Genomic DNA, 25,092 nt, shown 5'->3' on the forward strand with positions numbered 1-25,092 from the left:
ATATTCTACCTGTTCGAAAGCATTAAAAGCCATCCTTTTCCTTCTCTCTTTTCTCTAGGTAATTCCTCTCGCATGTAAAATCCTTCTGGCGGTTTCATGGGAAACAGGAACTTAGAAATCTCTAACCGATACCTTTATTGACATTTTACCCTTCTCTTTGCGTTTTTCTATGTGTTTGAGTGTCTTATTATGGACTCCCTGATGTGCTCTGGAAGGGTTATATAAGCCTTCTATGCCACATTTATCAAATTTTAAGCCATTTGTAAACGGTGGGTCTTCCTGTATTAAAAATACGAGCTATATCTCCTATAGACTCTTCTTTCGGATTTTTTACCATCTCAAAACGAATTTTTACCTTATTCAAAGGGTTGCATATTTTTTATAACCTCGTAATGTTGATAATAAAACACATCTCCTCCTTTCATTGTTTGTCTTTAAAAGGAGGAGATTTATTTTAACAATCATTGCAACTCCTTAATTCTTCTAACCAACAATTTTTAGGTTTATATTTAAATCTACCCTCTTTATACCCAGAACCTCCACAAAGTGTCCACCTGCTTTGGATTTAACAGATGGTGCTAAATTTTCCCTTGACAACTTTTAAATATTTGCATATATAATAATTAGAGTTATGATAATATTTATTTTATTGTCTTTTATTATAAATCAGGAAATATTGAGTGAGGCTGAATTTGAATAAATTTCCTTTTCTTAGCATTCAATCTAAAAGAATAGACATTGGTCTTGTGAGTACTTTGAATTTTCCATTTGAAATTCCGGGTGCAATAAAAGACACTGTCCAGGCTAACACTGACTGGATTCCCATCCAAAGTTCAAAAAAGAGGAGGTAAATATGTTTGTCAGATTAAAATCTACGAGATTTTTCTTTATTATTGTATTGCTTATGTTTTTTTCTACCCTAGTTGCCGGACCAAAAAGGTTTTCCAGAAATGATGAGTCAATAGATAGGCTTGGGTTATACTCTGAATTTTTATTGTCCTTCAAAACAAGGGAGGTGGATTCTCTTAATTGCACTTTGGTTGGTGGTTGGTTTACTGGACCTGGATATGCAGTGTGTGTTTTTGATACTCTTGCCTATATAGGAGCAGGTTTTCATATGAAGATATTGGATGTAAAAGACTCTACAAATCCAGTTCTTATCGGAGAAATCAGATTACCGAATATTATTATTTACGATATTTTTGTTCAAGATAATCTCGCCTTTGTAGCGGATGGTCCAGATGGTCTCCGTATAATTGATGTCTCCAACCCTTACTCCCCAAAAGAAGTAGGTTTTTATGAGACACCTGGTTTGGTTTACGGTGTCTGGATTCAGGATTCCTTTGCGTATATTGCGAATTCTGACAGAGGACTTCGTATAATAAATATATCCGACCCTTCTTCTCCAAAAGAGGTTGGTTCCTGCGAGACACCTGTATGGGCCTCGGAAGTATGGGTAGATTCGAATCTTGCTTATGTTGTTGATAGGTGGAATGGATTAAGGATAATCAATATCTCTAACCCTTCTTCTCCAAAAGAAGTTGGTTCTTTTTACACTGATGGTGATGCCAACGCCGTATATATTCAGAATACGCTTGCGTATTTAGGAACTTCAGATGGCTTACACATAATAAATGTATCCGATACCTCATCCATAGTTGAGATTGGATTCTATGATTTAAATACCCAGAACTATTATGTGAGTAGTGTATGGGTCAAAGATACCCTTGCTTATCTCGCAATTAGTTCGGACATTTCTGGAGCTGATTCGTGTAGAGTGCAAATATTGAATGTGGCTGACCCTGAATCTATAAAGGAGGTTGGCTTATATTTTACTCCCGGTAGAGCAGTTGCTGTCCAAGTAAAAGGTAATCTTGCCTATGTCGAATATTTCGGGAATTTTCCGGAATATCTAGAGGGTCTTCTCACACTCAATGTATCCGACCCTTCGTTACCTTTTGAAACCAGTAGATACGGAATGGGCGGTATTAACACGGGTGTATGGGTCAAGGATTCTTTTGCTTATCTTACCAATCATTCAAGAGGACTCAGAATAATCAATTTATCTAACCCTACAACTTCAAGTGAAGCAGGCTGGTTTGATACACCTGGTAGTGCTATAGATGTTTGGGTCCAGGATTCATTTGCCTATGTGGCTGATTGGGACAGCGGCCTGAGGATAATCAATATCTCGGAGCCTTCATCTCCTTACGAGGTTGGCTCTTATAACACTCCGGGTCATGCTAACGATGTTTATGTTAGGGATACACTTGCATATATCGCTGATTGGGATAATGGACTTAGGATAATCAATATATCTCATCCTTCTATTCCAACTGAAATTGGTTCTTGTAATATCCCAGAATGGGCTTTTGGTGTTTGGGTTCAAGATAATATTGCTTATGTAGCCGATGGTGAAACCGGTCTTCATATAATAGATGCATCCACTCCTTCTTCACCGACTGAAATTACAAATATTCCGGGTGAATATTATGCTGTTTTCGTCAAGGATACGCTCGCCTATCTTGCTGGAGAGAATCTTGACATAATGGATATTTCCGAACCTTCTTCACCAGTTAAAATTGGTTCTTATACTCTACAGTCTGAATGGGGGAAAAAAGGAATATGGGTTAAGGATAACCTTTCCTTTGTAGCTGATGGTGAAAGTGGCCTTCGTATAATCGATGTTTCCAATCCTTCTTCTCCTGTGGAAGTTGGACATTACAATCTTTCCTGGGAATGTCATGCTTACGATGTATATGTTAAGGATAGTCTTATTTATGTCCCTTATAATAGACTTGGCCTTTATATCTTCAAATACACAGGACCCTACAGCAACATTGAGGAAACCCCAATCAAAAAAGACGAATTCAACATAACAGGTATTAGTGGAACGATGGAAATCAAATATTCGGTTCCTGAAGAAAATGAAAAAGTAAAAATAGAAATTTTCAACATTCTCGGTCAGAGGATTGCATGCCCGATTAACAGGGTTCAAACAAAGGGAAATTACACGATAAACTGGAAGGAGAAAACAGGAATATATTTTGTGAGGATCGAAATAGGAGAAAAGGTATACAAGCAAAAAGTCTTACTCCTAAAGTGAAATCGGAATCAGGTTAGTAAATTAGTAAAAATTTTGGTGTTATTAGTGCGATTCGTTCTAAATAGTTAAAAGAAGATAGATTCCTTCTTCCGGAATTAGGTTTCGTAAATTACATTATATCCCAATGCATATTTAAATCTATTGCTCTATAAAGGGGGTCTTTACAAATTTATTTAAAATTGGCGTTGAATAAATTTAATTATATCATTAAACAATATTAAAATCATTAGAGCTACCAGGATAAAAGTGCCAATCCCTTGGATAATCTTAAGAATTTTCTTAGAAGGAGGTTTTTTTGAATTAAAAGTTACTAAAGACATAGCAATATGAAAACCATCCAAGGGAGGGATTGGAATTAAATTTATTATTGCAAGGTTAATAGTAATAACTCCAACTAACATCAAAAGTCTCACAAAACCACGATCTATTGTTTTTTTGGTAATTATTACTATTCCCAATGGACCAGAAACTTCCTTTGGAGAAATCTTTTTCTTAAACAAAAAAGAAATAGTTCGACAACCCCATAAAGCTGTATTATAAGTTTGCCTCCAACCAAAAATAAACGCTTTATAAAAAGGAACGTTTACCCTATCAGTAGAAGACTCTATTCCAATAACTCCTATATTAACTATTGAATCACCTTCAATGGTTTTTTGCGGCTCTGGAACCACTGAGGCTTTTAGAGTGTCTTCTTTCCTAAGAAAAACGATATTAAGTGTTTCCCCAAAAGCTGGATGAATCACTTCTGTTATGTCTTCCCAACTATTTATTTCTCTATCTTGAATTCTTAATATCCAATCTCCTTCTTTTATTCCTGCCTTTTCTGCTGGAAAGCCGCTAAGGACATTACCTACACAAGGGGGAACAAAAGGTTCCAAAGAATCAAGAATTAAGGAATCAACAGAAACCTCAATTTCTTTACTTTCTCTAACTAAAAAAACCTTAGAATTTTTTCTCAACTTTTCCGTCAATTCATACCAGTTTTTTACTTCTTTCTCATCCACTTTTAAAATTTTATCCCCAGGTAAAAGATTACTTTCCTTATTCACCTTTTTTATTGCAGTTGTTGAAGGAGCTTCTATTCCATTAAAAAATATCACAGAAACAAAAACTAAAAAACCGAAAACAAAATTGGCAAAAGGTCCTGAGAAGGCAACTGCACTCTTTAAAAAGAAATTCTTTGAATAAAATTCATCCTCTTCTCCCTTCATTTCCTCAGGATTCATACCCTTTATTTCAACATAACCTCCAAAAGGTATGAGAGAAACTCTAAATTCTGTTTCCCCCCATCTTAAAAAAGAAAATAATTTTGGGCCAAGCCCAATTGAAAAGATAGGAGCATTCATTGAAGCAAGTTTTGCAATTATTAAATGTGCGAATTCGTGGACAAAAACCATTACACTCAATATAAGAATTCCAACTACTACTCCAAGGAACATCTATTTAATCCTCCTTGCTTCTTCTTGAGCCCATTTGAACGCCTCTATAATTTCTTCCTCCTTTGGATTTCTATTATTCTGATGAGATTCTGTGACCTTAAGAATTATCTCCGTAATTTTTTTAAAAGGAATTTCCTTCCTTAAAAATCTCTCTACAGCGACCTCATCTGCTCCCACAAGGACCGCTGGTAAAGTTCCTCCTTCTTCCAAAACTCTATAACTTAAAGGTATTAAAGGAAATCGCTTTTCATCTAATTTTTTAAAAGTTAAAGATTTTATGTTCCTAAAATCAAGCCTCTTAAAAAAGGCTTCTCTTCTTAAAGGAGAGGTTAAGGCAAATTGGATTGGGATCTTCATATCAGGAACAGATAATTGAGCAATTATTGAACCATCCTTAAATTCTACCATACCGTGGATTATAGACTCAGGATGAATTATAACTTCAATTTCCTCTGGCTCAAGACAGAAAAGAACCGAAGCTTCAATAATCTCAAAACCTTTATTCATTAGGGTTGCTGAATCAATTGTAACTTTTCTCCCCATCTTCCAAGTAGGATGTCTAAGAGCATCTTGAGGAGTTATCCTATCCAGGTTCTTTTTGTTATAAAAAGGGCCTCCTGAAGCTGTTATTATTACTTTTCTTAAATTATTTTTATCTGAGGTAGAAAGCACTTGATATATTGCTGAATGTTCGCTATCAATTGGAACTAATTCTCCAGGTAAATTCTTCAATTCGACCTTAAGAAGAGAAGAAAAAGCTACCAATGTCTCTTTATTTGCAGTGCAAATTCTTTTTTTTCTTTTCAACCCTTTTATAAGAGAAGAATAAGAAGATACACCAGCTGTAGCTATTACTATTATATCCACATCTTCTTTTTCGTATAAAAAAGAAGCTTCTTCTCCAACAATCACCTTAAATTTATTTTTAAATCTTCTTTGTAGTTCCTCTCTATTTCTCTCAAATAAGCTTCCCACAAATTCTGGGTGAAACTCATCTGCTTGTTTGGAAAGCAAAGAGATATTATCTCCACAAAGTAAAGCAATTACTCTATAATCTTTAAGGTTTTTTATTACTTTAAGAGTGTTAGTTCCTATAGAACCTGTTGATCCAAATATTGCAACATTTTTCATTTTACTGCAAAGAAACGCAGATAATAATATATAATTGGGGCTGTGAAAAGTAACGAATCAAATCTATCAAGAAAACCACCATGCCCAGGAATAAAAGTAGAAGTATCTTTAAGCTTAACATCTCTTTTAATCATAGACTCAACCAAATCCCCTATAGGAGCGAAAATACCAACTAGAGTTCCAAGAATAACACAATCAAAAAAGGAAAGATAGGGAGCATAAAGATAGCGATATATAAATCCTGCGATGAAAGCAAAAAAAGTTCCTCCTATTACTCCTTCCCAAGTTTTCTTAGGAGAAATAGAAGGGAAAAACTTTCTCTTTCCAAATTTTCTTCCAATAAAAAAAGCCATTGTATCATTAGTCCAAGTTAAAACAAAAGGAAGAAGTGCAAGGCTTGTCCCTAATCTTATTTTTATTCCAAAAACATTATTATAACATAAAGGTTCTAAGACCAATGGCATCCGGCTTAAAAGGATAAGATGGCTAAATAACCATCCAACATAAATAACTCCAAAAACTGTTCCGGAAAGATGAAAAATAGCTTCTTCTTTCTTTCTTCTAAATAGCTCTGCAGTAGAAACAATAATAACAAGAGCTGTAATAGTCATTACTGTAAATAGATGACTATGAAAATATGCATTTAATCCCAAAAGAAGAGAAGAAACTATTGCAAGAGATTTATAAGGGGTGAGCCCTCTTCCTCTTAATATATCGCAGAACTCATACACCCCTAAAAAAATCCCTAATTCAATAAGAATCAAAAAATAAATTCCCCCTTCCCTAGCTATGATGATAAGAGCAGGGATAAAAAGAATTGCTGTTATCCAGCGGTTAGCTAATTCTCTCGAATTGCTCCGAATCTTCTTTCCCTCTTTTGATAAGACCTTATTGCCCGAATAAAATCTTCTTTACTAAAGTCTGGCCAAAGGGTCTCAGTAAAAAACAATTCAGAATACGCTATCTGATAAAGCAAAAAGTTTGAAATTCTAAGTTCTCCACTTGTTCTTATAAATAAGTCAGGGTCAGGAACATCTGGTAGAAATAAGAAGTTTCTAAAACTTTCTTCTGTTACCTTTTCGCCTCTTTCTACAGCTTTATTTACAGCTTCCACTATTTCTGATCTCCCACTATAATTAAAGGCGATTATAAGATCCAATCTATCAGAGTTTTTTGTTTGCTCCTGAATCCACATTGTCGATTCTTTTATCTCTATAGGTAGTTCTTGAATATTCCCAATAAATCTAACTCTGATTCTATTCTTCTTCAACTCTTTCACTTCCTCTTTTATTACCTTAGAAAAAAGCTTCATTAGCCCTTCAACTTCTTCTTTTGGCCTTTCCCAATTTTCCCTTGAGAAAGCAAATAAAGTTAGATACTTAACATTAAACTCAAAGCAGTATTGAATAACCCTCCTAACAGTATTTACTCCTGCTAAATGACCTTGTAGACGAGGGAGACCTTTCTCTTTTGCCCATCTCCCATTTCCATCCATTACAATTGCAATATGTAAGGGAATTTTTCTATTCATCGAAAATTTCTTTTTCTTTCTTCTTTAAAAGCTCATTAATTTTTTCTGAAAAGTGATCTGTAATTTTTTGAATTTCTTCTTTGTATCTTAACTCATCGTCTTTTGAAATCTTTTTCTCTTTCTCCATATCCTGAACAATCTTTATAAAATCTCTTCTTATATTTCTAAGAGAAACCCTTCCATTCTCTGCGAGTCGGTGAATAAGCTTTTTCAACTCTTCTCTTCTTTCATCTGTAAGTGGAGGAATTGGAATACGAAGAACCGAACCATCATTAGAAGGATTTAGACCTAACTCCGAAGCTACAATAGCTTTCTCAATATTATCTATTGCTTTTTCATCAAAGGGATGAATCACAATAAGATGGGGTTCAGGCACTGTAATTGAAGCGAGTTGATTTATAGGAACTTTAGTCCCATAATAATCTACTTTTATTCCTTCTAAAAGAGCTGGAGAAGCTCTACCTGTTTTGATGCTTGCAAATTCTTCTGAAACAATAGAAAGAGTTTTCTCCATTTTTTCAACCATTTGTTTTTTCAAAACCACATCCATTTTATCCTCCTTTAACGATAGTTCCTATTTCTTTACCCATAATTACGGACTTTAAATTATCTTTTTTTTCCCCATTAAATACAACTATAGGTAACTTATATTCTCTCGCTAAAGAGAATGCAGTTAAATCCATTATTTCTAAACCTCGTTCCAACGCTTCCTTATAAGTTATTTCCTTATAAAATTTAGCTTCGGGAAATTTATTCGGATCTTTATCATATACTCCATCTACATTTGTTACTTTTAATAAAATATCAGCCTCGATTTGTAAAGCACGAAGAACAGCAGCTGTATCTGTTGTAAAATAAGGGTTTCCTGTACCTCCAACAAAAATAAGAACGTATGATTCTTCTAATAGTTCTCTCGCTTTTCTCTTATTATATATCTCACCAATAGAAGGAGAAATTGGAATACTAGATAAAACAACAGCTGGAATTCCCATTTTTTTGAGAAACAAAGAAATCAGACTACCATTTACTAAAGTAGCAATCATTCCTATCTCATCTAAATCTTCTTGAGATACTCCAAATTTTTCTCTACCTTCTAATCCCCTAAGGATATTCCCTCCTCCAATCACAACTCCCATTTCTACTTTCTTACTGTGCAAGTATTTTATTTCAGAAACGATCGAGTTTAACTTTTGGAAACTAAGAGCTTCTTCTTTATCTTTCAGAAACTCTCCACTTAACTTTATAAGGACCCTTTTATACTTTGGATTCTTCTCCAACCTGGAACCTTTGAAATCTTCTTACTACAATATTTTCACCTATAACTGAAATTTTCTCCTTTATCAAATCACCCACCGTTATTGACGGATCTCTAAAATAGGGTTGTTCTAAAAGGACAACTTCACTATAAAATTTCTCAAGCTTATTTTCAATTATTTTCTCTTGAACTTGAGGTGGCTTATTCATTCCCTTAACCTGTTCTTCATATATTGCTCTTTCTTCCTTTAGAACCTCTTCAGGAATTGATTCTCTATCTACCGCGATTGGATTGCAAGCTACAACTTGCATTGCAATCTCTTTCGCAAGATTTTGAAATTCATCTGTTCTTGCTACAAAATCAGTCTCACATCCAAGTTCAACAACACCCAAAAGCTTATTTCCGGGATGAACATAAGCATATAAGATACCTTCTTTTGCAAATCTCCCCATTTTTTTAGAGGCTTCTTTTATCCCTTTCTTTCTCAAAATATTAATAGCTTTTTCTATATCACCTCCAGATTCAATTAAAGCGTTCTTACAATCTAAAACCCCCGCATTTGTCTTTGCCCTTAACTCTTTAATTAAAGAAATATCAATTTCAGAAGACACTTCCACCTCCTAAAAGCTTATTCTTTTCCCTCTTCCTTTACTTCCTCTAATTCCTCTTTTTTCCTAAGCTGCTCTTCCTCCTCAAAATGTTTTCTTCCTTCTGCAATTGCTGTTTCAATAACACTTGTTATCAATCTAATTGATTCAATAGCATCATCATTAGCTGGAATTGGATAATCTACAGTCTCAGGATCAGAATTGGTATCCACTATTGCAACAACAGGAATTTCTAATAAATTAGCCTCTTTAACCGCATTTTCCTCCTGGGTTACATCCACCACATATAATAAGTCTGGAAGACTTTCCATATTCTTTATTCCATCAAAGTATTTCCTCATTTTTACCTGTTGTCTCAACATTCTACTTTGGATTTTTTGAGGTAACTCTTTAAAGCTTTCCGCTTCTATCTCCTCACAAAGTTTGTTATACTTTTCAATACTTCTTCTTATTACGTTAAAATTTGTCAAAGTTCCCCCAACCCATCGGTCTTTAACATAAGAAGCCCCAACTCTCTTTGCCGCTTCTTCTATTATACTCTGAGCCTGTTTTTTTGTTCCTACAAAAAGAAACTTACCTCCTCTTGCGGCAATCTCAGTTACAGCTTTATAAGCTTCTTTCAATAACTCAACAGATTTTCTAAGATCAATTATGTGTAATCCATTTTTCTGCTTATATATGTAAGGCTGCATCTTAGGATTCCAATTCTGTTTTTTATGCCCAAAATGCGCTCTTGCTTCCAAAAGGTCTTTGAATTGTAAAATCGCCACTTTTGAACTCCTATCTCTTTGAATGTTGGAAGGCTCTTCTTGCCTTTCTAAGTCCATATTTTCTTCTTTCTTTAATACGAGCATCTCTGGTTAAAAAACCAGCGTCTTTCAAAGGTTTCTTAAATTCCTCATTTATCTTAACAAGTCCTTTTGCAATTGAATGTCTTATCGCTTGCGCCTGTCCAGAAATCCCACCGCCCTTTGCTACAACTTTAATATCAAACTCATTTTGCATTCCAACTCTTTCAAGAGGCTTTCGCACTTCGTGAACCAATCTTTCTACCTTTAGATACTCCTTTAGTGTCTTATTATTAATTATAATCTTTCCACTCCCCGGAAAAAACCGAGCGGTTGCAACAGCATCTTTTCTTCTTCCAGTTGCGATTGCAAGTTCATTCATTTAGCTTACCTCCAATTTCTTCAGATTTTGAGATTCATAAGGATGTTTCACTCCACAATAAACTTTTAATCTTTTTATCATTCTCTTTCTAAGCTTATTCTTAGGTAACATTCCTGAAACTGCCTCTATTATTATACTCTCTGGAGCCAATTCTTTTCTCTTCTTAAAAGAAATCTCTTTTAAACCTCCAAGATAACCTGTATGTTTTATATACACTTTTTTCTCTTCTTTATTTCCTGTAAGTTTTATTTTATCAGCATTTATCACAACAACACAATCTCCATTATCAATATTAGGGGTAAAATTCGGTTTATGTTTACCCCTTAATATACTAGCGACTTTTGAAGCTAACCTTCCTAATATCTTATTATCGGCATCCACAAGCCACCAATCTCTTTTTATTTCTTCCTTCTTTAAAAGAAAAGTTCTCATTCTTCTCTCCTTTCAACTTAATGAGTATTCATAAAAATTAATTTTATATTAACTTGGGCTAAATATATAAGAAAAAAGATTTTTGTCAAGAGATACTGGATTAATATTTGTTAAACCAAATCAAAAAGGACAAAACAATCCCCTCTTTGCACCAATCAAGACTTACCTTTTTAAAAAGCCCCATTTTAACCTATTAAAGACCAACATGTTCCCCCATCCCCAAAAATGACAAAGAATAAAATTTATACCTCTTTTAAAAAACAAAAAAGGAAAATGTGAACAATGTGGAAAACTTGTTTAAAACTTCTAAAATACTATTTAAGTAATTGATTATTAATATCTTATACTAAATAACTTATCCACAGTATTTTGTGATAACTCATTAATTAATAAGAGCTTAGGTTAAGGGACTAGAAAAGGGAAGGTCATTTTGCTTAAAAAATTTTTTTATTCAAAATTTTGATTGTATGTCAAGGAATTAATAAAATACATTGGAATAAAATAACTTAAGAAGAAATTTTTTTAAGAAAAATTTTTAAAATTTTTATATAATGAAAAATCCTAAAAATGAAAATTAACTTAAAAAGTGGAAAAATTGTGGAAAATAAGTCTTTGTTTATCAAATCCTTAAGGTTTTTTAAGAGTGAAAATCATTAAAGGCTTCACTCTGCTGAGCTTTTAAAATCGACAATTTCAATTCCTTTTAAATAAGGTTTTGTTACGTATTTTTTCACGTTTGCCATCTTTTTTACAATATCTTTAATCCTTAAGGCAGAATTTATAATAAAGTTAATCTTCTCTTCCCACGAAGGGTGTTCAGTTAGATCTTTTTTTAAAATCTCAGCCATTCCAATAATAGAGGTTAAAGGTTGATTTATTTCATGTGCAGCAGCTCCTGCTGTTTCAACCAGAACTTTAAGTCTTTCAGACTGAAGGACAATCTCTTGCATTTTTTTTAAGCTTAGTAATAGCTTACTTCTTTCAAAAGCATAATTTAAGGATCTTATCAAAGTTCTATTATCTACTTCTCCTTTAACAAGATAATCTTGTGCTCCTTCCTTAACAGCTTCAATAGCTATCTTCTCATCATCAAGACCTGTCAAAATGACAATAGGGATATCGGCACCTTGCTTAAAAACTTTTCTAAAAGTCTCAAGACCAGAGCTATCTGGAAGACCAAGATCTAAAAGAATCATATCAATTTTTTCTTTTTTTATCGCCTCTAAAAATTCAACAAGACTCGTTACACAAAGAACATCATAACTACTTTGTTTCAGCTGTATAGAAAGAACCTTTTGAAATTTTTTATCATCTTCGATAATAAGAATTTTCTTTTTAGGTTCTTTTTTTAAAGAATCTTCCATAAGCTCATTTCCCTGCAAATTTTTTAATAGCTTCCAATAATTTTGCTTTCTTTATTGGTTTAGTAAGATATCCGTTACAACCCACTTTAATTGTCTTCTCTTCATCTTCTTTCAAAGCATAGGCGGTAAGAGCTAATATTGGAGTTGTTCCCTTTTTTTGTTCTTTCTCCCATTCTCTTATTAAACGAGTTGCATTATAACCGTCCATAATTGGCATCTGCATATCCATCAAAACTAAATCATATTTATTATTTTTAAACTTCTCTACAGCCTCTTTTCCATTTTCTGCGTCTTCAATTTTTATAGGAAAATTTTTTAAAAAAGCTTTTATAAGTAATCTATTATCGAGATTATCCTCAACAAGTAAAATATTAAGAGGCGGGAGAGAAATTTCTATTTCTTTTAACTCTTTTCTTTCTCTCTCTTCTTTTTTCTTCATCTTAGCCTTCCATAAACCTAAAGTAGAGAGAATGGCATTTTTCAATTCCTTTCTTTTTATTGGTTTTAGAAGAAAAGCTCCAATACCAATTTTATCTATCTCTTTTAAATGATGAGGCTTATAATCTGAGGATAACATTATTATTGTGGTAGCTTCTGAATTTTTTTGTTTTCTTAAGAATTTTGCGACAGAAATTCCATCAATTTCCGGCATTCTACAATCAAGAAGAACAAGTTCAAAAGGTTGATTATTCTCATATGCTTCTTTAATTAAAGAAATAGCCTCATTTCCTCCTTTTGCTTCAACAATCTTTGCCTCCCAAGTAGAGAGAATTTCTCTTAAAATAAGTCTATTTGTTTCGTTGTCATCCACAATAAGAGTAGAAATACCCTTTACATCAATCTCTCCAGGTTTCACAAAAGTCTCTTTGCTTTTATCTTTCTGAATCTTAAATTTAGCTGTGAAGAAAAATGTGCTCCCCTCTCCTAACTTACTCTTAACCCACATTTTTCCATTCATAAGTTCTGTAAGTTTTTTTGAAATACTCAATCCAAGACCTGTTCCACCATATTTCCTTGTAGTAGAGGCATCTACCTGCTTAAAACTTTCAAAAATTTGTTCTTGCTTATCCAGGGGGATCCCAATTCCCGTATCCCTTATTGAAAAAAGCAAACAAATTTCCCCTTCCTCTTTAGGAAATTCCTCTTTTGAAATACTAACGTTAAGAACTATTTCTCCTTTTTCTGTAAACTTTATTGAATTTCCAAGGAGATTTACAATTATTTGACGAAGTCGGGTTGGATCTCCTACTAAATTTACAGGAACATTAGGTTCAATCCGAAATAAAAATTCGATGTTTTTCTTTCTTGCTCGAACCGCCATAACATCGCAGGTTTCCTCGATAAGATCTGCAAGATTAAAATCTATCTTCTCAAGTTCTATTTCTCCAGCTTCTATCTTAGAAAGATCAAGAATATCATTTATTAGGGAAAGCAATGTATCTCCTGCTTTCTCCAATGTCTCAACAAAACCTCTCTGTTCCTTAGAAAGAGGTGTATCAAGAAGAAGTTCAGTCATTCCTATAATAGCATTCATTGGGGTTCTTATCTCGTGACTCATTGAGGCTAAGAATTCACTTTTGGCTTTATTTGCCCTTTCAGCTTCCATTTTTGCCTTTTTCAGTTCCTTCTCGGCTTTTAAATGAGCTTCAATTTCCTTTTTAAGTGAAACATTTGCCCTTTGAAGTTCTTCATAAAGTTCATCTTTAGAAGGACGAGTAATTTCTTCTCTTAGCTTTTTTATAAAATCTTCTGTAAAATCAAAAGTTCTTGGAATAAATTTTGATAATTCTAAAAAACCCTCGCTTATTTTAACTTCGTCAAATATCTCTTCAAGAAAGAGATTCTCTCCAATTTTATTTTTAAAAAAAACTCTGATTAATAACCCAAATTGTCTCTCTTTTTCTTTAATAAATAAATCTACTCTACATTCATCATAAAGATTAATAACTCTATAAATTAATTCAGAAATAGCTGTTGTAATTTTAGTAGAAGTGATTTCTCCAAAACCAATTTTCTCTGCCAAATTAAATAATTTATCTCTTTTTTCAACAAAATATTCTTTACCTTTAAATAAAATACTTCCAAGTTCAATCATTAATTAAATTTTTCTTTTCCTTATCTTCTTCCTCCTGCAAAACATTAAGAGTTTCTCCTCGACCTATCGTTTCTTCAACTCTTTCTAAATCTAATTCTCCTTCTCCAACTATTGGTTGGAGTTTTTCTACACCTTCTTCAAAGGTCCTCGCAGTCCCGTATATCTCTTTAAAATCAAAATTTAAATTTACAAGAGAAATAGCAACCCCTGGTTTTATTCCTGTAAGAACGGTTTCTGCTCCCAAAAGATGAACCATTTTCGCTGTATTATCAATAATAGAAGCAAGATAAGGTTCAACAATTCTAACTCCAGAGAGATCAATAACTACTCCTTTTACTTTAGAACTCCTTACTTCCCTTAAAATTTGTTCTTGGATCTCTTTCATTCTTCCTTCGTCAATCTCTCCTTGAATAGGAGCAATAAGACAACCCTTAGAAAAATTAATAGGAATTCTAGAAATCTCTTCCCTCCTTAGCTAAAATTAGCTTTTGGTCTTCTCGGATTTAATATTCCTAAATAGAACAAGATAAGCTCCGTCCCCTTCCCATTCGGTTTCTATAACTTTCATCTCTGCTTTGGTTTTAATCTTCCCTTTATCTATTATTTTGACTTCCTTTGTTTGCTCTAATTCTAAAGGGAAACAAAATGTTTCTCCAATAAGGTCCTCCGGTGGAGTCCCGAGAAAGTTTTCGGAAGAACTATTTGCAAATTGAACAATACCTTTCTTATCCACTATAATAACAGCATCTTCTATTCTTTCTATTATGTTTTTAAATCTTTCTTCACTCTTTTTAAGCTCTTTAATCTTTCTCTCTAACTCCATTAAAATTTTATGGCGTTCTACGGCAAAAAATATTGCTTGTAGAAGAGCATTTACACCCATCTGTCCCTTAACAAGAAAACCTTCTGCACCTCTTTTCATAGCCTCAAGACCAAGTCCTTCATCACTTAAAGCCGTAATCACAACTATAGGAACTGAAGGTGCATTTCTTCTAACACTATCCAAAGTGGCTAATTCTTTACTATCTGGAAGATTAAGGTCTAATAAAATAAGATCAAATTTATTCTCCGAAAGACACTTTAGAGCTTCTCCAAGGGTCTCAACGTTTGTAAGAGCGAATTTTGTTCCTCCAACTAGTTCGGCTTCCTCGCAATAAGCCAAAGTTTCTCTAATGAAAGTAACGGCAAAAGAGGCATCTTCAATTAAAAGAACATTCATTACTTTAATATCATCACGAGCTCCTTCTATAATTTCAGCGTCTTTATTTTCATAATCTTTGTTTTCTTTATTCATTTTACTCTCCTAATAAATCTCAAACCTCCTGTTTTTTCTTAGAAATCACATATTTTAGACCTTCTCTTAATGTAGAAAGAGTTTTAAGACCCGAAAGATCGATTCCAAGATCAGCAATTGTCTGGGCAATCTCTACTCCAATCCCAGTAAGAATAGCTTCTGCTCCAACCAGTCGCACTGCTTTTGCTGTTCTAATTAAGTGATCTGCTACTGCACTATCAACAGCTGTAATACCTGAAATATCTATTATAGCTACTTCAGCCCTTTTCTCAACAATTTGTGTCAATAAAGCTTCTGAGATTCTTGAAGCTCTTTCACTATCAAGAGAACCCAATATCGGAACAGTTAAAACCCCTTCCCAAACATCAATTACAGGGGTCGAAAGCTCTAAGAGTTCTTCCTTTTGGGCCTTCAATTTTGCTTCTCTCTCAGCCTCCCAAAGTTTTCTTTCTGTTATATCTTTTGAAATTCCAAAAGTCCCTATTATGTTGCCTTTCTCGTCATACCTGGGAAGCTTGACAGTCTCCACCCATTTTTCCCTTCCATCTGGATAAACCTCTTTTTCTTCTTTACGAATAGGCTTACCTGTTCTTATTATCTCCTGTTCATCTTCAAAGGCAGGTCTTGCGTGCGCTTCATCAAAAATATCAAAATCGGTTTTCCCAATCATCTCTTCAGGACTTTTGAACCCAAGATAAGTGGCACAAGCCTTACCTACTCTCACAAATCTGCTTTCTTTGTCTTTAAAATAAATATTATCAGGCAAATGCTCTAAAAGCGAATTTAATAAACTCCTGTCTAATTTCAGTTCTTCGTTTTCTTTCCTTAACTTCTCTATTTCTTTGAGTAACTCCTCCTTAGATCTTTCTCCCTTCTTTCCCATTTTACTTACCTCCTTTTATGGTATTTTTGCAATTAATAAAGTTGCATCATCTGTCTTCTTTCTATACTTCTCAAAAGCTTCTTTTGCAACTTCCATAACAGGTCTATATATAACTCTTTTATCTTCAAAATTAAAAGAAGAAACTCCGTCAGAATGTAAAACAATAAGACAAGGGGTAGTAAGTTTCATTTTTTCTGTTTTAAAACTTCTCATATTACTTCCTAAAAGCCCATCAAAAGAAACCAACCTTCTATACATTTCGGGGGTATAAATCTGCGCTTTAATATTTCCTATCCCAAGGAATTCTACATCACCATTCTTACTCATCCTAACAATTCCAATAACACAACCTCTACTGTGTTGAAGCTTATGATGGATTGCCAAAACAATTTCTTCAAGGTCATCTTTAAATCTATCCTTGAGCACTTTTATCGCCAATTTACTCGCCAAATTTGCCTTTGTTCCATGCCCAATACCATCAAGAACAGCCACAACTGCATAATCTCCATATCTCTTCACAAAATAAGCATCTCCATTACTTTTAAAACCACTCATTGGCCGACTATAAACACTAATCTCTATTGAATTTCTCTTCTTATCCGAAAAAATCTTTCTCCCACTTAAAATAAATTTCCCATTCTCTACTTTAACCTTAACATCATTGAGTAATCTCTTTACGGCTCCTAATCCTATTCCAAGTGTTTTTGCGGTGCTATATCCATCATCAAAAATTTCTTTTGTATCCACAGGGAAATCTACAGGATTCTCAGCTACAATATATACACTCTTTTCATCTCCTCCTTCAAGGAAAATACTCAACTTGCCAGAAGAACTATGCTTTATCATATTTTTCGAAATTTCCTTTATTACAATCTTGAGCTCTTCTATGTCTTTTTCTTTAAGACTAAATCCTTTAACAAATTTTACCGTCTCAGAACCAGCTCTAAGGACATCCTCAGGACACTCTATATTAAATTCTATTGAAGGAAAATTCTTATCTTCTTTCATCTTAATCTTTTATAAGTTATCACTTTTGTTCCTCTTTCATTACTTTCAATTTTAAATTCATCCATAAGATGTTTAGCTCCAATAAGGCCTATCCCCAAAGAATTGGAAGTGCTATAACCTCTTTCCATTGCTTTTTCAATATCCGGAATTCCAGGACCTTCATCTTGAAAGACAATTTCCATTCCCCCTTCATCTTTATAAACAATTACCTCTCCCCTATAAGCGTGTTTTATTATATTCCTTGTAAGTTCAGAAACCGCTGTTGCTATTCTTGTTTGATCAATCCATCTAAAACCTATTTTTTCAGCCTGATTTTTTACCTCACGTCTTGCAATTAAAACATCTATTTCTTTAACTATTGGAATCCTTAAAATCTCCTCTTTCATAATGAATTTTTATCTATCTTTTTTCTCAGTTTTTCAATAGCAGCATCAAGCTCAAAAGCTGTTTCTATTTCCTCAAGATATAAACCAAGTTCTACAAGAGAAATTGCAACAGCCGGCTGAATCCCAACAACTATGACTTCTTTTCCCATAGCATTTAAGCCCGTTGCTATTTTCTGAAGCAATCGTCCAAGAAAGCTATCTACTATATCAAGGGCAGAGATATCTATCGCTACACCTTTAATTTTAGAGTCTTCAGCCTCTCTAATTATCGCCTCTCCGGTTTCCTCTGCAGCTGTATCATGAAGTTCTTCCTGAATTGGAACAACAAGAATATCTCCCAAATGCATCCTTGTCAGTCTTGCCATTCTCCTCCTCTTTTATTCTTTGCTCTTTTTGAAACCACATATTTTAGACCTTCTCTTAATGTAGAAAGAGTTTTAAGACCCGAAAGATCGATTCCAAGATCAGCAATTGTCTGGGCAATCTCTACTCCAATCCCAGTAAGAATAGCTTCCGCTCCAACTAGCTGCACTGCTTTTGCTGTCTTAATTAAATGATCTGCTACTGCACTATCAACAGCTGTAATACCTGAAATATCTATTATAGCTACTTCAACCCTCTTCTCAACAATTTGTGTCAATAAAGCTTCTGAGATTCTTGAAGCTCTTTCACTATCAAGAGAACCCAATATTGGAACAGTTAAAACCCCTTCCCAAACATCAATTACAGGGGTTGAGATTTCTAAAAGTTCTTCCTTCTGAGCTTCAATTTTTTTCTCTTTTTCAAGCTCAAGAAGTTTCAATTTTGTAACGTCTTTTGTAATACCAAGAGTCCCAATTATATTACCTTCGTAATCATAAAATGGTAATTTCGTTACAGAAACCCAAGCATCTTTTCCTCCAGGGAGTGTGATTTTGAAAATTTTATCTATAATAGGTTTTCCACTCCTCATTATCCTTTTTTCTTCCTCAAACATTTCTCTTGCTACATCCTCTGGATAAAAATCAAAATCTGTTTTTCCTACATATTCCTCTCTGGAAAGGCCTGTTCCTTCTGCCTTCGAAGCACTTACAGCCAAAAAACGCCCTTCTTTATCTTTAAAATAAATCCTATCAGGAATATGCTCTAAAAGCGCATCTAACATCATACTCTTTGAAAGAAGTTCCTCTTCTCTCTTTGGTAAATTTTTCTTATTCACTGTGAAACCTCCTTTGCGAAAAAGTTTTATGTTGAAGATTGAAGAAAAATAATATGCTTTTTCAGAATCTTCAAAAAAACTCATCATAAAAAAATTTAAAAAGAAAATTTTTTTTGTCAAGAGAAAATCCTTCTCATTCAATTAAACTAAAATTTCTTACTAAAAATCGGGGAAGGTTCTCACCTCCCCCGATTCAATCTTCAATTTAGAAAGAAATTTTATTTTTATAATCTCTCAGCTATCTTTTTAACCACTTCTGTCCCGACTCTCCTTGAAGACTCTTCAGCTTGTGCTCCAAGATGAGGAGTACAGATAAAATTATCTAATTCCATAAGCTTTAAGTCTTTTGGAGGTTCTTCTTCAAAAACATCAAGAGCTGCTCCTCTTATCTCTCCATTTTTAAGGGCATTATAAAGAGCATCTTCATCCACAATTCCTCCCCGAGCACAATTTACCAGATAAGCAGTTTTCTTCATTTTCTTGAATTCTCTTTCCCCAATTAAATGGTGTGTTTCTTCTGTGTGTGGTAAATGTAAAGAGATGATGTCAGAAGATTCTAAGAGCTCATCAAAACCAACCATCCTAACATTTAATCCTTCTACACTTTTAACATAAGGATCATATCCAAGAACCTTTGCTCCAAATCCAAGAACAAGCTCAGCTGTCCTTCTACCTATTCTTCCTAAACCAATGATACCAACAATGCAGGAACCAAGCTCATTTCCAATAAACTGTTTCTTTGGCCATTCTCCTCTTCTCATACTTGCTGTTGCCTGAGGAATGTGACGTAAAAGAGCAAGCATATGAGCAACAGCTAACTCAGCAACCCCATTTGTAGAAGCCTCTGGAGTATTAATAACTTCTATTCCTTTCTCTCTTGCATATTCGGCATCAATATTGTCAAGACCAACACCTGCTCTTATAATGAATTTTAGCTTTCCCTTTGCTATATCTATCAAATCTTTCCTAATCTTCGTTCTACTTCTTACAATAACTCCATCAAAATCACCTATAATTTTAGCTAATTCTTCTTTTTCAATTGATGTATTCTCAACGACCTCAACATTCAATTTTTTAAGAGCTTCCACAGCTTCTTTCTCTAACTGATCACAAATTAAGACCTTCATCAAAACCCCCTTTCTTTAACTATTTCGGTAAAATATCAATAACAATTCTCCTATTTTTATTTCTTCCTTCTGGAGTTTCATTTGAAGCAATTGGCCTAAATTCTCCATATGCGACAGCTGATAGCCGCCTAGGATCTATCCCTACTTCATCTACCAAAAAAACCACTACATTCACAGCTCTTTTCGCAGAAAGGTCCCAATTAGTTGGATATTTTTCTTTTAAACTACCTGAAATACTCGACCCATCAGTATGACCTTCAATTCTTATCTCTCTATTTCCCATTTCTTTTAAGACATTTGCTATTCTAACCAGAGTCCTTTTTCCTTCTTCACTCAACTCTACAGAACCAGGAGGAAACATTTTTTCACAAGGTAAAGTAATCGATATTTCTTCTTTTTCAAGATCTACTTCTACTCCTTCGACCATATCCTTAATATCTTGAATTAAATAACTTACCTTTCTTTCTTTACTTAACGTATCTACCTTTTGGGCGGTCTTTTTTAATTCATTAACCACAGAAACAAGTATTTTATTTTCTTCCTTGTATTCAATAAGACTCTTACATAAAGGAGTATATTTCCTCTCGTAAAACAAACTAAAAGCCACCAGTAAAGTTAAAATTAAAATAAAATAAAAAACATCCTTTTTCATAAATTCCTCCTAAAAATTAAAATCATCAAGCATTTCAATTGGCTTCTCAGGAGGGACTTTCTCCTTACTATGAAGTCTGCATAAGTTTGTAGGAACCTCCCCTTTTCTAAAAACTTCCTTTTTTACACTAGGACATCTTGAAGTCGCAAGCTCCCCACTCTCAGTGCAAACAAATCTAAATTCAATCTCCTCTGGAATAGGAAATTCATAATTCATAGTAGAATCACAAACATCTTTCATAAATTGAGTCCAAATAGGAAGAGCCACTACTGCGCCGCTTGCTTTATCTCCTATTGGTCTTGGATAATCAAAACCAACCCACACTCCAACACATAGGTTTTTAGTAAATCCTATAAACCAAGCGTTCCTAAAGTCGTTAGTAGTTCCTGTTTTCCCAGCTGCAGGCAATAAAAAACCTTCTTTTCTTGCAGAATAAGCGGTCCCCCCTCCTTCTAAAACACTTTCCATCATATTAATCATTATATATGCAGTGCTTTCAGAAAGAACTCTTTGCTTAACAATTCTATTCTCATACACTGTATTACCATACCTATCAACAACTTTCCGAATAAATATAGGATTAACTTTCTCTCCAAGATTTGCAATTGTTGAAAAAGCCCTCACCATTTCAAGAAGGGAAACACCTGAGGAGCCAAGAGCTATAGAAAGAACAGGCTCAAGAGGACTTTCTATTCCCATTTGATAGGCATATTCCACCACCGAAAAAGGTCCAACTTCTTGAACAAGATTTAAAGAAGCTACATTCCTGGACTTTGCCAAGGCTGTTCTTAAGGAAATTTTCCCCATAAAAGTCTCATCATAATTTTTAGGTGCATAAATTTTCCCTGCTATTTCTTTTATAATTGGGAGATCAAAAACAAAATCAGAAGGCAAAAATCCATTGTCAATTGCTGCTGTAAATAGGAATGGTTTAAAAGCCGAACCCGCCTCTCTTTTAGCCTGAATAGCTCTGTTATAGGAACTGTGTTTAAAATCTCGTCCTCCGCAAAGAGCAAGAACATAACCTGTATTTGGATCCATCGCAACAAGGGCCCCTTGGATGTAAGGAATATTTCCTGGATTAATAAGAGAATCAGGAATAGAATTTTTCTTTGGGGTAATCCGCCAAACTTCTTCAATTTTTTCAAGACCAATTTCTAAAATACTATCAGCAAGCGCCTGCATTTCTTTATTCATAGTAGTATAAACCTTATAACCTCCCCAAGAGATATATGCCTTACCAAAAAGTTCTTCCATTTGTCTTTTTACCTCATTTATGAAATATGGACCTATTGGTTTTTCCCTTGAATGATCCACAACGGAAAGAGATTCTTCTAAAGCTCTCTTATATTGTTCTTCTGTAATGTTTTTTTCTTCAAACATTTCCTTCAACACTAAGTTTCGTCTTTGAATAAAGCGCTCATAGTTATTATAGGGAGAATAATATCCAGGAGAACGAATAAGACCCACAAGAGCTGCAGCTTCAGATATTGAAAGATCCTCAGGGAGTTTTCCAAAATAATAACGGGAAGCAGCTCCTATTCCATAATTTCCATATCCCCAATATATTTCGTTTAGATACATCTCAAGTATCTCTTTTTTTGTATATCTTCTTTCAATCAAAATGGAAAGATAAATTTCCTCTATTTTTCTAAGAAGTGTTTTTCTCAAAGTTAGAAATATATTCCTTGAAAGTTGTTGGGTAATCGTGCTCCCACCTTGCCCCCACTCTTTTCCAACCACTTTTCTCCCTAAATTTACCAATGCAACTTTTAAAAGTCTCCTACAATCTATTCCCCAGTGGCGATAAAATCTTTTATCTTCAAGAGAAACAATCGCTTGGGGAATATACTTTGGAATTGAATCAAGAAATATAGGAATTCTTCTCTCTTCAAAAATTTCCAAGATTAATTTATCATTTATATCATATATTTCTGTAGAAAGTTTTGGCTCATAATTTGCTAAAGACTCTACATTTGGTAAATCGTTAATTATCACAATATTAATTCCAATTATAGCTCCAAATATAAAAAAAATAAGATTTAGAATGAAAAATCTTCGATTTTCTACAAAAATAAATTTAATTATATTAGAAAATTTCTTTTCTTCTTCATGCATTTCTTATTTGCCTATAGAAGAAAACTCGATTCTATCTCCACCTTTTTCTTTAGCAATATAACAAGCATTATCTGCATAACGGACGAGTTCAATAAATGTTTTCCCGTCATAAGGATAGACCCCCACACCAATAGAAACAGTTAATCCTTTAAGAAACTCGTTTTCTCTTACTTTCTCAAGCATTTGATTAGCTATTTTTACAGCCTTATTAATATTCGTTTTTCTTAAAAGAGCAATAAATTCATCACCACCGTATCTTCCAAGTAAATCATTAGAAGATAAACAACTTTTCATAATATTAGAGAAAATTTTTAAACCCTCATCCCCTCTCTGATGACCATACCTATCGTTAAATTCTTTAAAATTATCAAAATCAAGAAACAAAATCGTAAATTCCTCCCCTCTTTTTTCTGCAAGAGCAATCTCTTCCATTATCTTTTCCTCTAAAATCCTTCTGTTAACCGCTCCTGTTAAAGGATCCTCTATGGAAAGTCTCTTTGTTTCTTCAAAAAGCTTAGAGCGCTCTATAGCAATTGCAATTTGAGCTCCAAGAGCTACTAATAAATTTCTTGCTGATTTAGGAAAGGCTTCTCTTTGAAGACTTTCAATATCAAGAACACCTATCACCTTATCTCTAATTTTAAGAGGTATTGAAAATTCAGATCTTTTCTTAAATCCTTTTGGCCCATGTAAAGGAACCATAGAAACATCAGCAGCATAATAAGGTTGACCTGTTTCTATAACCCTTCCAATAATACCTCCTTCATCAATTCTCATTTTTGTCCCTATATGTTCTTTTATAGAATTTACTCCCCACTTAAGTGTAGCATACTTCCCATCCTCTTCCACAAGATAAACCGCTATAATTTCATAACCAAAATGCATTGTTAACTGCTTAATAATTTCTTCGATTAATTGATCAATATCCAAACTAGCATTAATTATGTTACTTAAATCACAAGAAATTCGGAGTTCTCTCATAACCTCGTTAAGTTTTTGGTAAAGTCTGGAATTGGCAAGAGCATAAGCAAGTATAGGAGCAATATTTCTTATTAACTCTTTTATCTCTTCCACTTTATCAGAAACATCTTCAAAATAATACAAATATAAAATACCTTCTACCTCTCCCCTAAGTCCTATAGGAGCAGCTATTAATAGTTTTATCCTATCCATAATTCCACTTTTCCTATTAGAAAATTCATAAGAGTTTCTCGTAACTATAATATTTCTCTTTCTTATCACTTCTCCTTCTATTCCTATAGCTAAATTTGCTGTGCTTCTATGAGTAGAAAATTCTTTCTTCTCAGGATAATAATCATAAGCAATTTTTTCTGGATTTTCTTTAAGGATTAAAAAAGAAGAATAATCAGCCCCTGAAATCTCAGGCACCGACTTTAGGATTTCTCTTATAATCCCTTCTTGCTTAGAGAAAAGGGAAAGATTCCCTAATAAACGGCCTACCCAATTCAAAAACTCTATTTCATTATAAGTTTTCATTTCTTAAAAATATACCCTTTACATAGGATATGTCAAGAGTTTTTCTCTTTTTACTGTTAAATCCAAAGCAGGTGGACACTTTGTGGAGGTTCTGGGGATAAAGAGGGTAGATTTAAATATAAACCTAAAAATTCTTGGTTAGAAGAATTAAGGAGTTGCAATGATTGTTAAAATAAATCTCCTCCTTTTAAAGACAAACAAAAAAGGAGGAAACACGTTCTATTATCAATAGGACGAGGTTATAAAAATATGCAACCCTTTGATAAGGTAAAAATCCGTTTTGAGATGGTAAAAAATGCGAAAGAAGAGTCTATAGAGATGTAGCCCGTATTTTTAACCCAGGAAGACCTACCGTTTACAAATGGCTTAAAATTTGATAAATATGGCATAGAAGGCTTATATAATCGTTCCAGAGCTCATCAGGGAGTCTATAAATAAGACACCTAAACACATAGAGGATCTTGTATTAGAAAAGCGCAAAGAGAAGGGTAAAATGTCAATAAAGGTATTGGTTAGAGATTTCTAAGTTCCTGTTTCCCATGAAACCGCCAGAAGGATTTTACATGCGAGAGGAATTACCTAGAGAAAAGAGAGAAGGAAAAGGATGGCTTTTAATGCTTTCGAACAGGTAGAATATCAGTATAGTGGGAGGTGTGTATCAAGTGGTTTTACCGCCTATTCCGAGAACATCAGTATTGCTCATTCGTGCATATTTGCCAGGCTTTCATGTGAGTTTTTAAAGGGAAATGGGGTTCATCTAAATAAAGTCAGATTTCAATATGATAATGGTCTGGAGTT

The 25,092-nt window shown here is 33.8% G+C and carries 26 protein-coding genes; 2 read left to right on the forward strand and 24 right to left on the reverse strand.

All coding sequences use genetic code 11. The features are described from left to right. Positions 1–244: 244 nt before the first annotated feature. Positions 245–364, reverse strand: coding sequence for a helix-turn-helix domain-containing protein (locus ABIN61_07725; protein MEO0294088.1), 120 nt, complete (start codon positions 362–364; stop codon positions 245–247). Between the two features lie 489 nt (positions 365–853). On the opposite strand from ABIN61_07725, the gene ABIN61_07730 reads away from it, so the two are divergent. Continuing rightward, a complete protein-coding gene (locus ABIN61_07730; GenBank protein ID MEO0294089.1) occupies positions 854–3,106 on the forward strand; it encodes a T9SS type A sorting domain-containing protein in 2,253 nt (750 codons plus the stop codon). 173 nt (positions 3,107–3,279) lie between these two features. Here the strand turns inward: ABIN61_07730 and rseP are convergent, their stop codons facing one another. The 23 genes from rseP to ABIN61_07845 all read right to left on the reverse strand — a co-directional run bounded on the left by rseP (position 3,280) and on the right by ABIN61_07845 (position 24,294). After that, complete coding sequence (gene rseP / locus ABIN61_07735; protein ID MEO0294090.1) at positions 3,280–4,545, reverse strand: RIP metalloprotease RseP; 1,266 nt, start codon at positions 4,543–4,545, stop codon at positions 3,280–3,282. Beyond that, on the reverse strand, positions 4,546–5,676 hold the full coding sequence (gene dxr / locus ABIN61_07740; protein MEO0294091.1) for a 1-deoxy-D-xylulose-5-phosphate reductoisomerase: 1,131 nt from the start codon (positions 5,674–5,676) through the stop codon (positions 4,546–4,548). Continuing rightward, positions 5,673–6,539, reverse strand: a complete 867-nt coding sequence (locus ABIN61_07745) for a phosphatidate cytidylyltransferase (GenBank protein ID MEO0294092.1) — start codon at positions 6,537–6,539, stop codon at positions 5,673–5,675. Before ABIN61_07745 ends, dxr begins: the two co-directional genes overlap by 4 nt. Then, the gene (gene uppS, locus ABIN61_07750) at positions 6,515–7,207 is read right to left on the reverse strand and encodes a polyprenyl diphosphate synthase (protein MEO0294093.1); all 693 of its coding nucleotides are present in this window, start codon (positions 7,205–7,207) and stop codon (positions 6,515–6,517) included. The genes ABIN61_07745 and uppS overlap by 25 nt, the downstream gene beginning before the upstream one ends. Beyond that, on the reverse strand, positions 7,200–7,757 hold the full coding sequence (gene frr / locus ABIN61_07755; GenBank protein MEO0294094.1) for a ribosome recycling factor: 558 nt from the start codon (positions 7,755–7,757) through the stop codon (positions 7,200–7,202). Before frr ends, uppS begins: the two co-directional genes overlap by 8 nt. 1 nt (position 7,758) lies before the next feature. After that, positions 7,759–8,484 carry a UMP kinase gene (gene pyrH, locus ABIN61_07760; GenBank protein ID MEO0294095.1) on the reverse strand — a complete coding sequence of 242 codons (726 nt, stop codon included), beginning with the start codon at positions 8,482–8,484 and terminating at the stop codon, positions 7,759–7,761. Further along, positions 8,462–9,073, reverse strand: coding sequence for a translation elongation factor Ts (gene tsf / locus ABIN61_07765; protein MEO0294096.1), 612 nt, complete (start codon positions 9,071–9,073; stop codon positions 8,462–8,464). Before tsf ends, pyrH begins: the two co-directional genes overlap by 23 nt. A 17-nt stretch (positions 9,074–9,090) precedes the next feature. Continuing rightward, positions 9,091–9,840: a 30S ribosomal protein S2 gene (rpsB, locus tag ABIN61_07770; protein ID MEO0294097.1), complete on the reverse strand. Its 750-nt coding sequence runs from the start codon at positions 9,838–9,840 to the stop codon at positions 9,091–9,093. Between the two features lie 10 nt (positions 9,841–9,850). Further along, positions 9,851–10,240, reverse strand: a complete 390-nt coding sequence (rpsI, locus tag ABIN61_07775; protein ID MEO0294098.1) for a 30S ribosomal protein S9 — start codon at positions 10,238–10,240, stop codon at positions 9,851–9,853. Beyond that, positions 10,241–10,672 carry a 50S ribosomal protein L13 gene (gene rplM / locus ABIN61_07780; protein MEO0294099.1) on the reverse strand — a complete coding sequence of 144 codons (432 nt, stop codon included), beginning with the start codon at positions 10,670–10,672 and terminating at the stop codon, positions 10,241–10,243. A 662-nt stretch (positions 10,673–11,334) separates the two neighbouring features. Continuing rightward, the gene (locus ABIN61_07785; GenBank protein ID MEO0294100.1) at positions 11,335–12,036 is read right to left on the reverse strand and encodes a response regulator; all 702 of its coding nucleotides are present in this window, start codon (positions 12,034–12,036) and stop codon (positions 11,335–11,337) included. Between the two features lie 4 nt (positions 12,037–12,040). After that, a complete protein-coding gene (locus tag ABIN61_07790; GenBank protein ID MEO0294101.1) occupies positions 12,041–14,131 on the reverse strand; it encodes a response regulator in 2,091 nt (696 codons plus the stop codon). Continuing rightward, entirely contained in the window at positions 14,124–14,591 is a 468-nt protein-coding gene (locus ABIN61_07795) for an STAS domain-containing protein (GenBank protein MEO0294102.1), read from the reverse strand. The genes ABIN61_07790 and ABIN61_07795 overlap by 8 nt, the downstream gene beginning before the upstream one ends. 21 nt (positions 14,592–14,612) lie before the next feature. Then, a complete protein-coding gene (locus ABIN61_07800) occupies positions 14,613–15,425 on the reverse strand; it encodes a response regulator (GenBank protein ID MEO0294103.1) in 813 nt (270 codons plus the stop codon). Positions 15,426–15,444: 19 nt separating this feature from the next. Then, entirely contained in the window at positions 15,445–16,308 is an 864-nt protein-coding gene (locus tag ABIN61_07805) for a PAS domain-containing protein (protein ID MEO0294104.1), read from the reverse strand. Between the two features lie 15 nt (positions 16,309–16,323). Continuing rightward, a complete protein-coding gene (locus ABIN61_07810; GenBank protein MEO0294105.1) occupies positions 16,324–17,316 on the reverse strand; it encodes a SpoIIE family protein phosphatase in 993 nt (330 codons plus the stop codon). Then, positions 17,313–17,702, reverse strand: coding sequence for an anti-sigma regulatory factor (locus ABIN61_07815; protein MEO0294106.1), 390 nt, complete (start codon positions 17,700–17,702; stop codon positions 17,313–17,315). The genes ABIN61_07810 and ABIN61_07815 overlap by 4 nt, the downstream gene beginning before the upstream one ends. Continuing rightward, positions 17,699–18,067 (reverse strand): STAS domain-containing protein, encoded by a 369-nt coding sequence (locus ABIN61_07820; protein ID MEO0294107.1) that lies wholly within the window; start codon positions 18,065–18,067, stop codon positions 17,699–17,701. Before ABIN61_07820 ends, ABIN61_07815 begins: the two co-directional genes overlap by 4 nt. Next, positions 18,055–18,987, reverse strand: a complete 933-nt coding sequence (locus ABIN61_07825) for a PAS domain-containing protein (protein ID MEO0294108.1) — start codon at positions 18,985–18,987, stop codon at positions 18,055–18,057. Before ABIN61_07825 ends, ABIN61_07820 begins: the two co-directional genes overlap by 13 nt. Positions 18,988–19,124: 137 nt before the next feature. After that, positions 19,125–20,027, reverse strand: a complete 903-nt coding sequence (locus ABIN61_07830) for a hydroxyacid dehydrogenase (GenBank protein ID MEO0294109.1) — start codon at positions 20,025–20,027, stop codon at positions 19,125–19,127. A 19-nt stretch (positions 20,028–20,046) separates the two neighbouring features. Continuing rightward, positions 20,047–20,679 carry an OmpA family protein gene (locus ABIN61_07835; GenBank protein ID MEO0294110.1) on the reverse strand — a complete coding sequence of 211 codons (633 nt, stop codon included), beginning with the start codon at positions 20,677–20,679 and terminating at the stop codon, positions 20,047–20,049. 9 nt (positions 20,680–20,688) lie between these two features. Beyond that, complete coding sequence (locus ABIN61_07840; protein ID MEO0294111.1) at positions 20,689–22,797, reverse strand: PBP1A family penicillin-binding protein; 2,109 nt, start codon at positions 22,795–22,797, stop codon at positions 20,689–20,691. Positions 22,798–22,800: 3 nt separating this feature from the next. After that, complete coding sequence (locus ABIN61_07845; protein MEO0294112.1) at positions 22,801–24,294, reverse strand: diguanylate cyclase; 1,494 nt, start codon at positions 24,292–24,294, stop codon at positions 22,801–22,803. Positions 24,295–24,898: 604 nt separating this feature from the next. On the opposite strand from ABIN61_07845, the gene ABIN61_07850 reads away from it, so the two are divergent. After that, the coding region (locus ABIN61_07850; GenBank protein ID MEO0294113.1) for a hypothetical protein at positions 24,899–25,092 on the forward strand (194 nt) is incomplete at its 3' end.

This window comes from candidate division WOR-3 bacterium (assembly GCA_039804165.1).
In the GTDB taxonomy this organism is placed as follows: Bacteria; Hydrothermota; UBA3072; order UBA3072; family UBA3072; genus JAFGHJ01.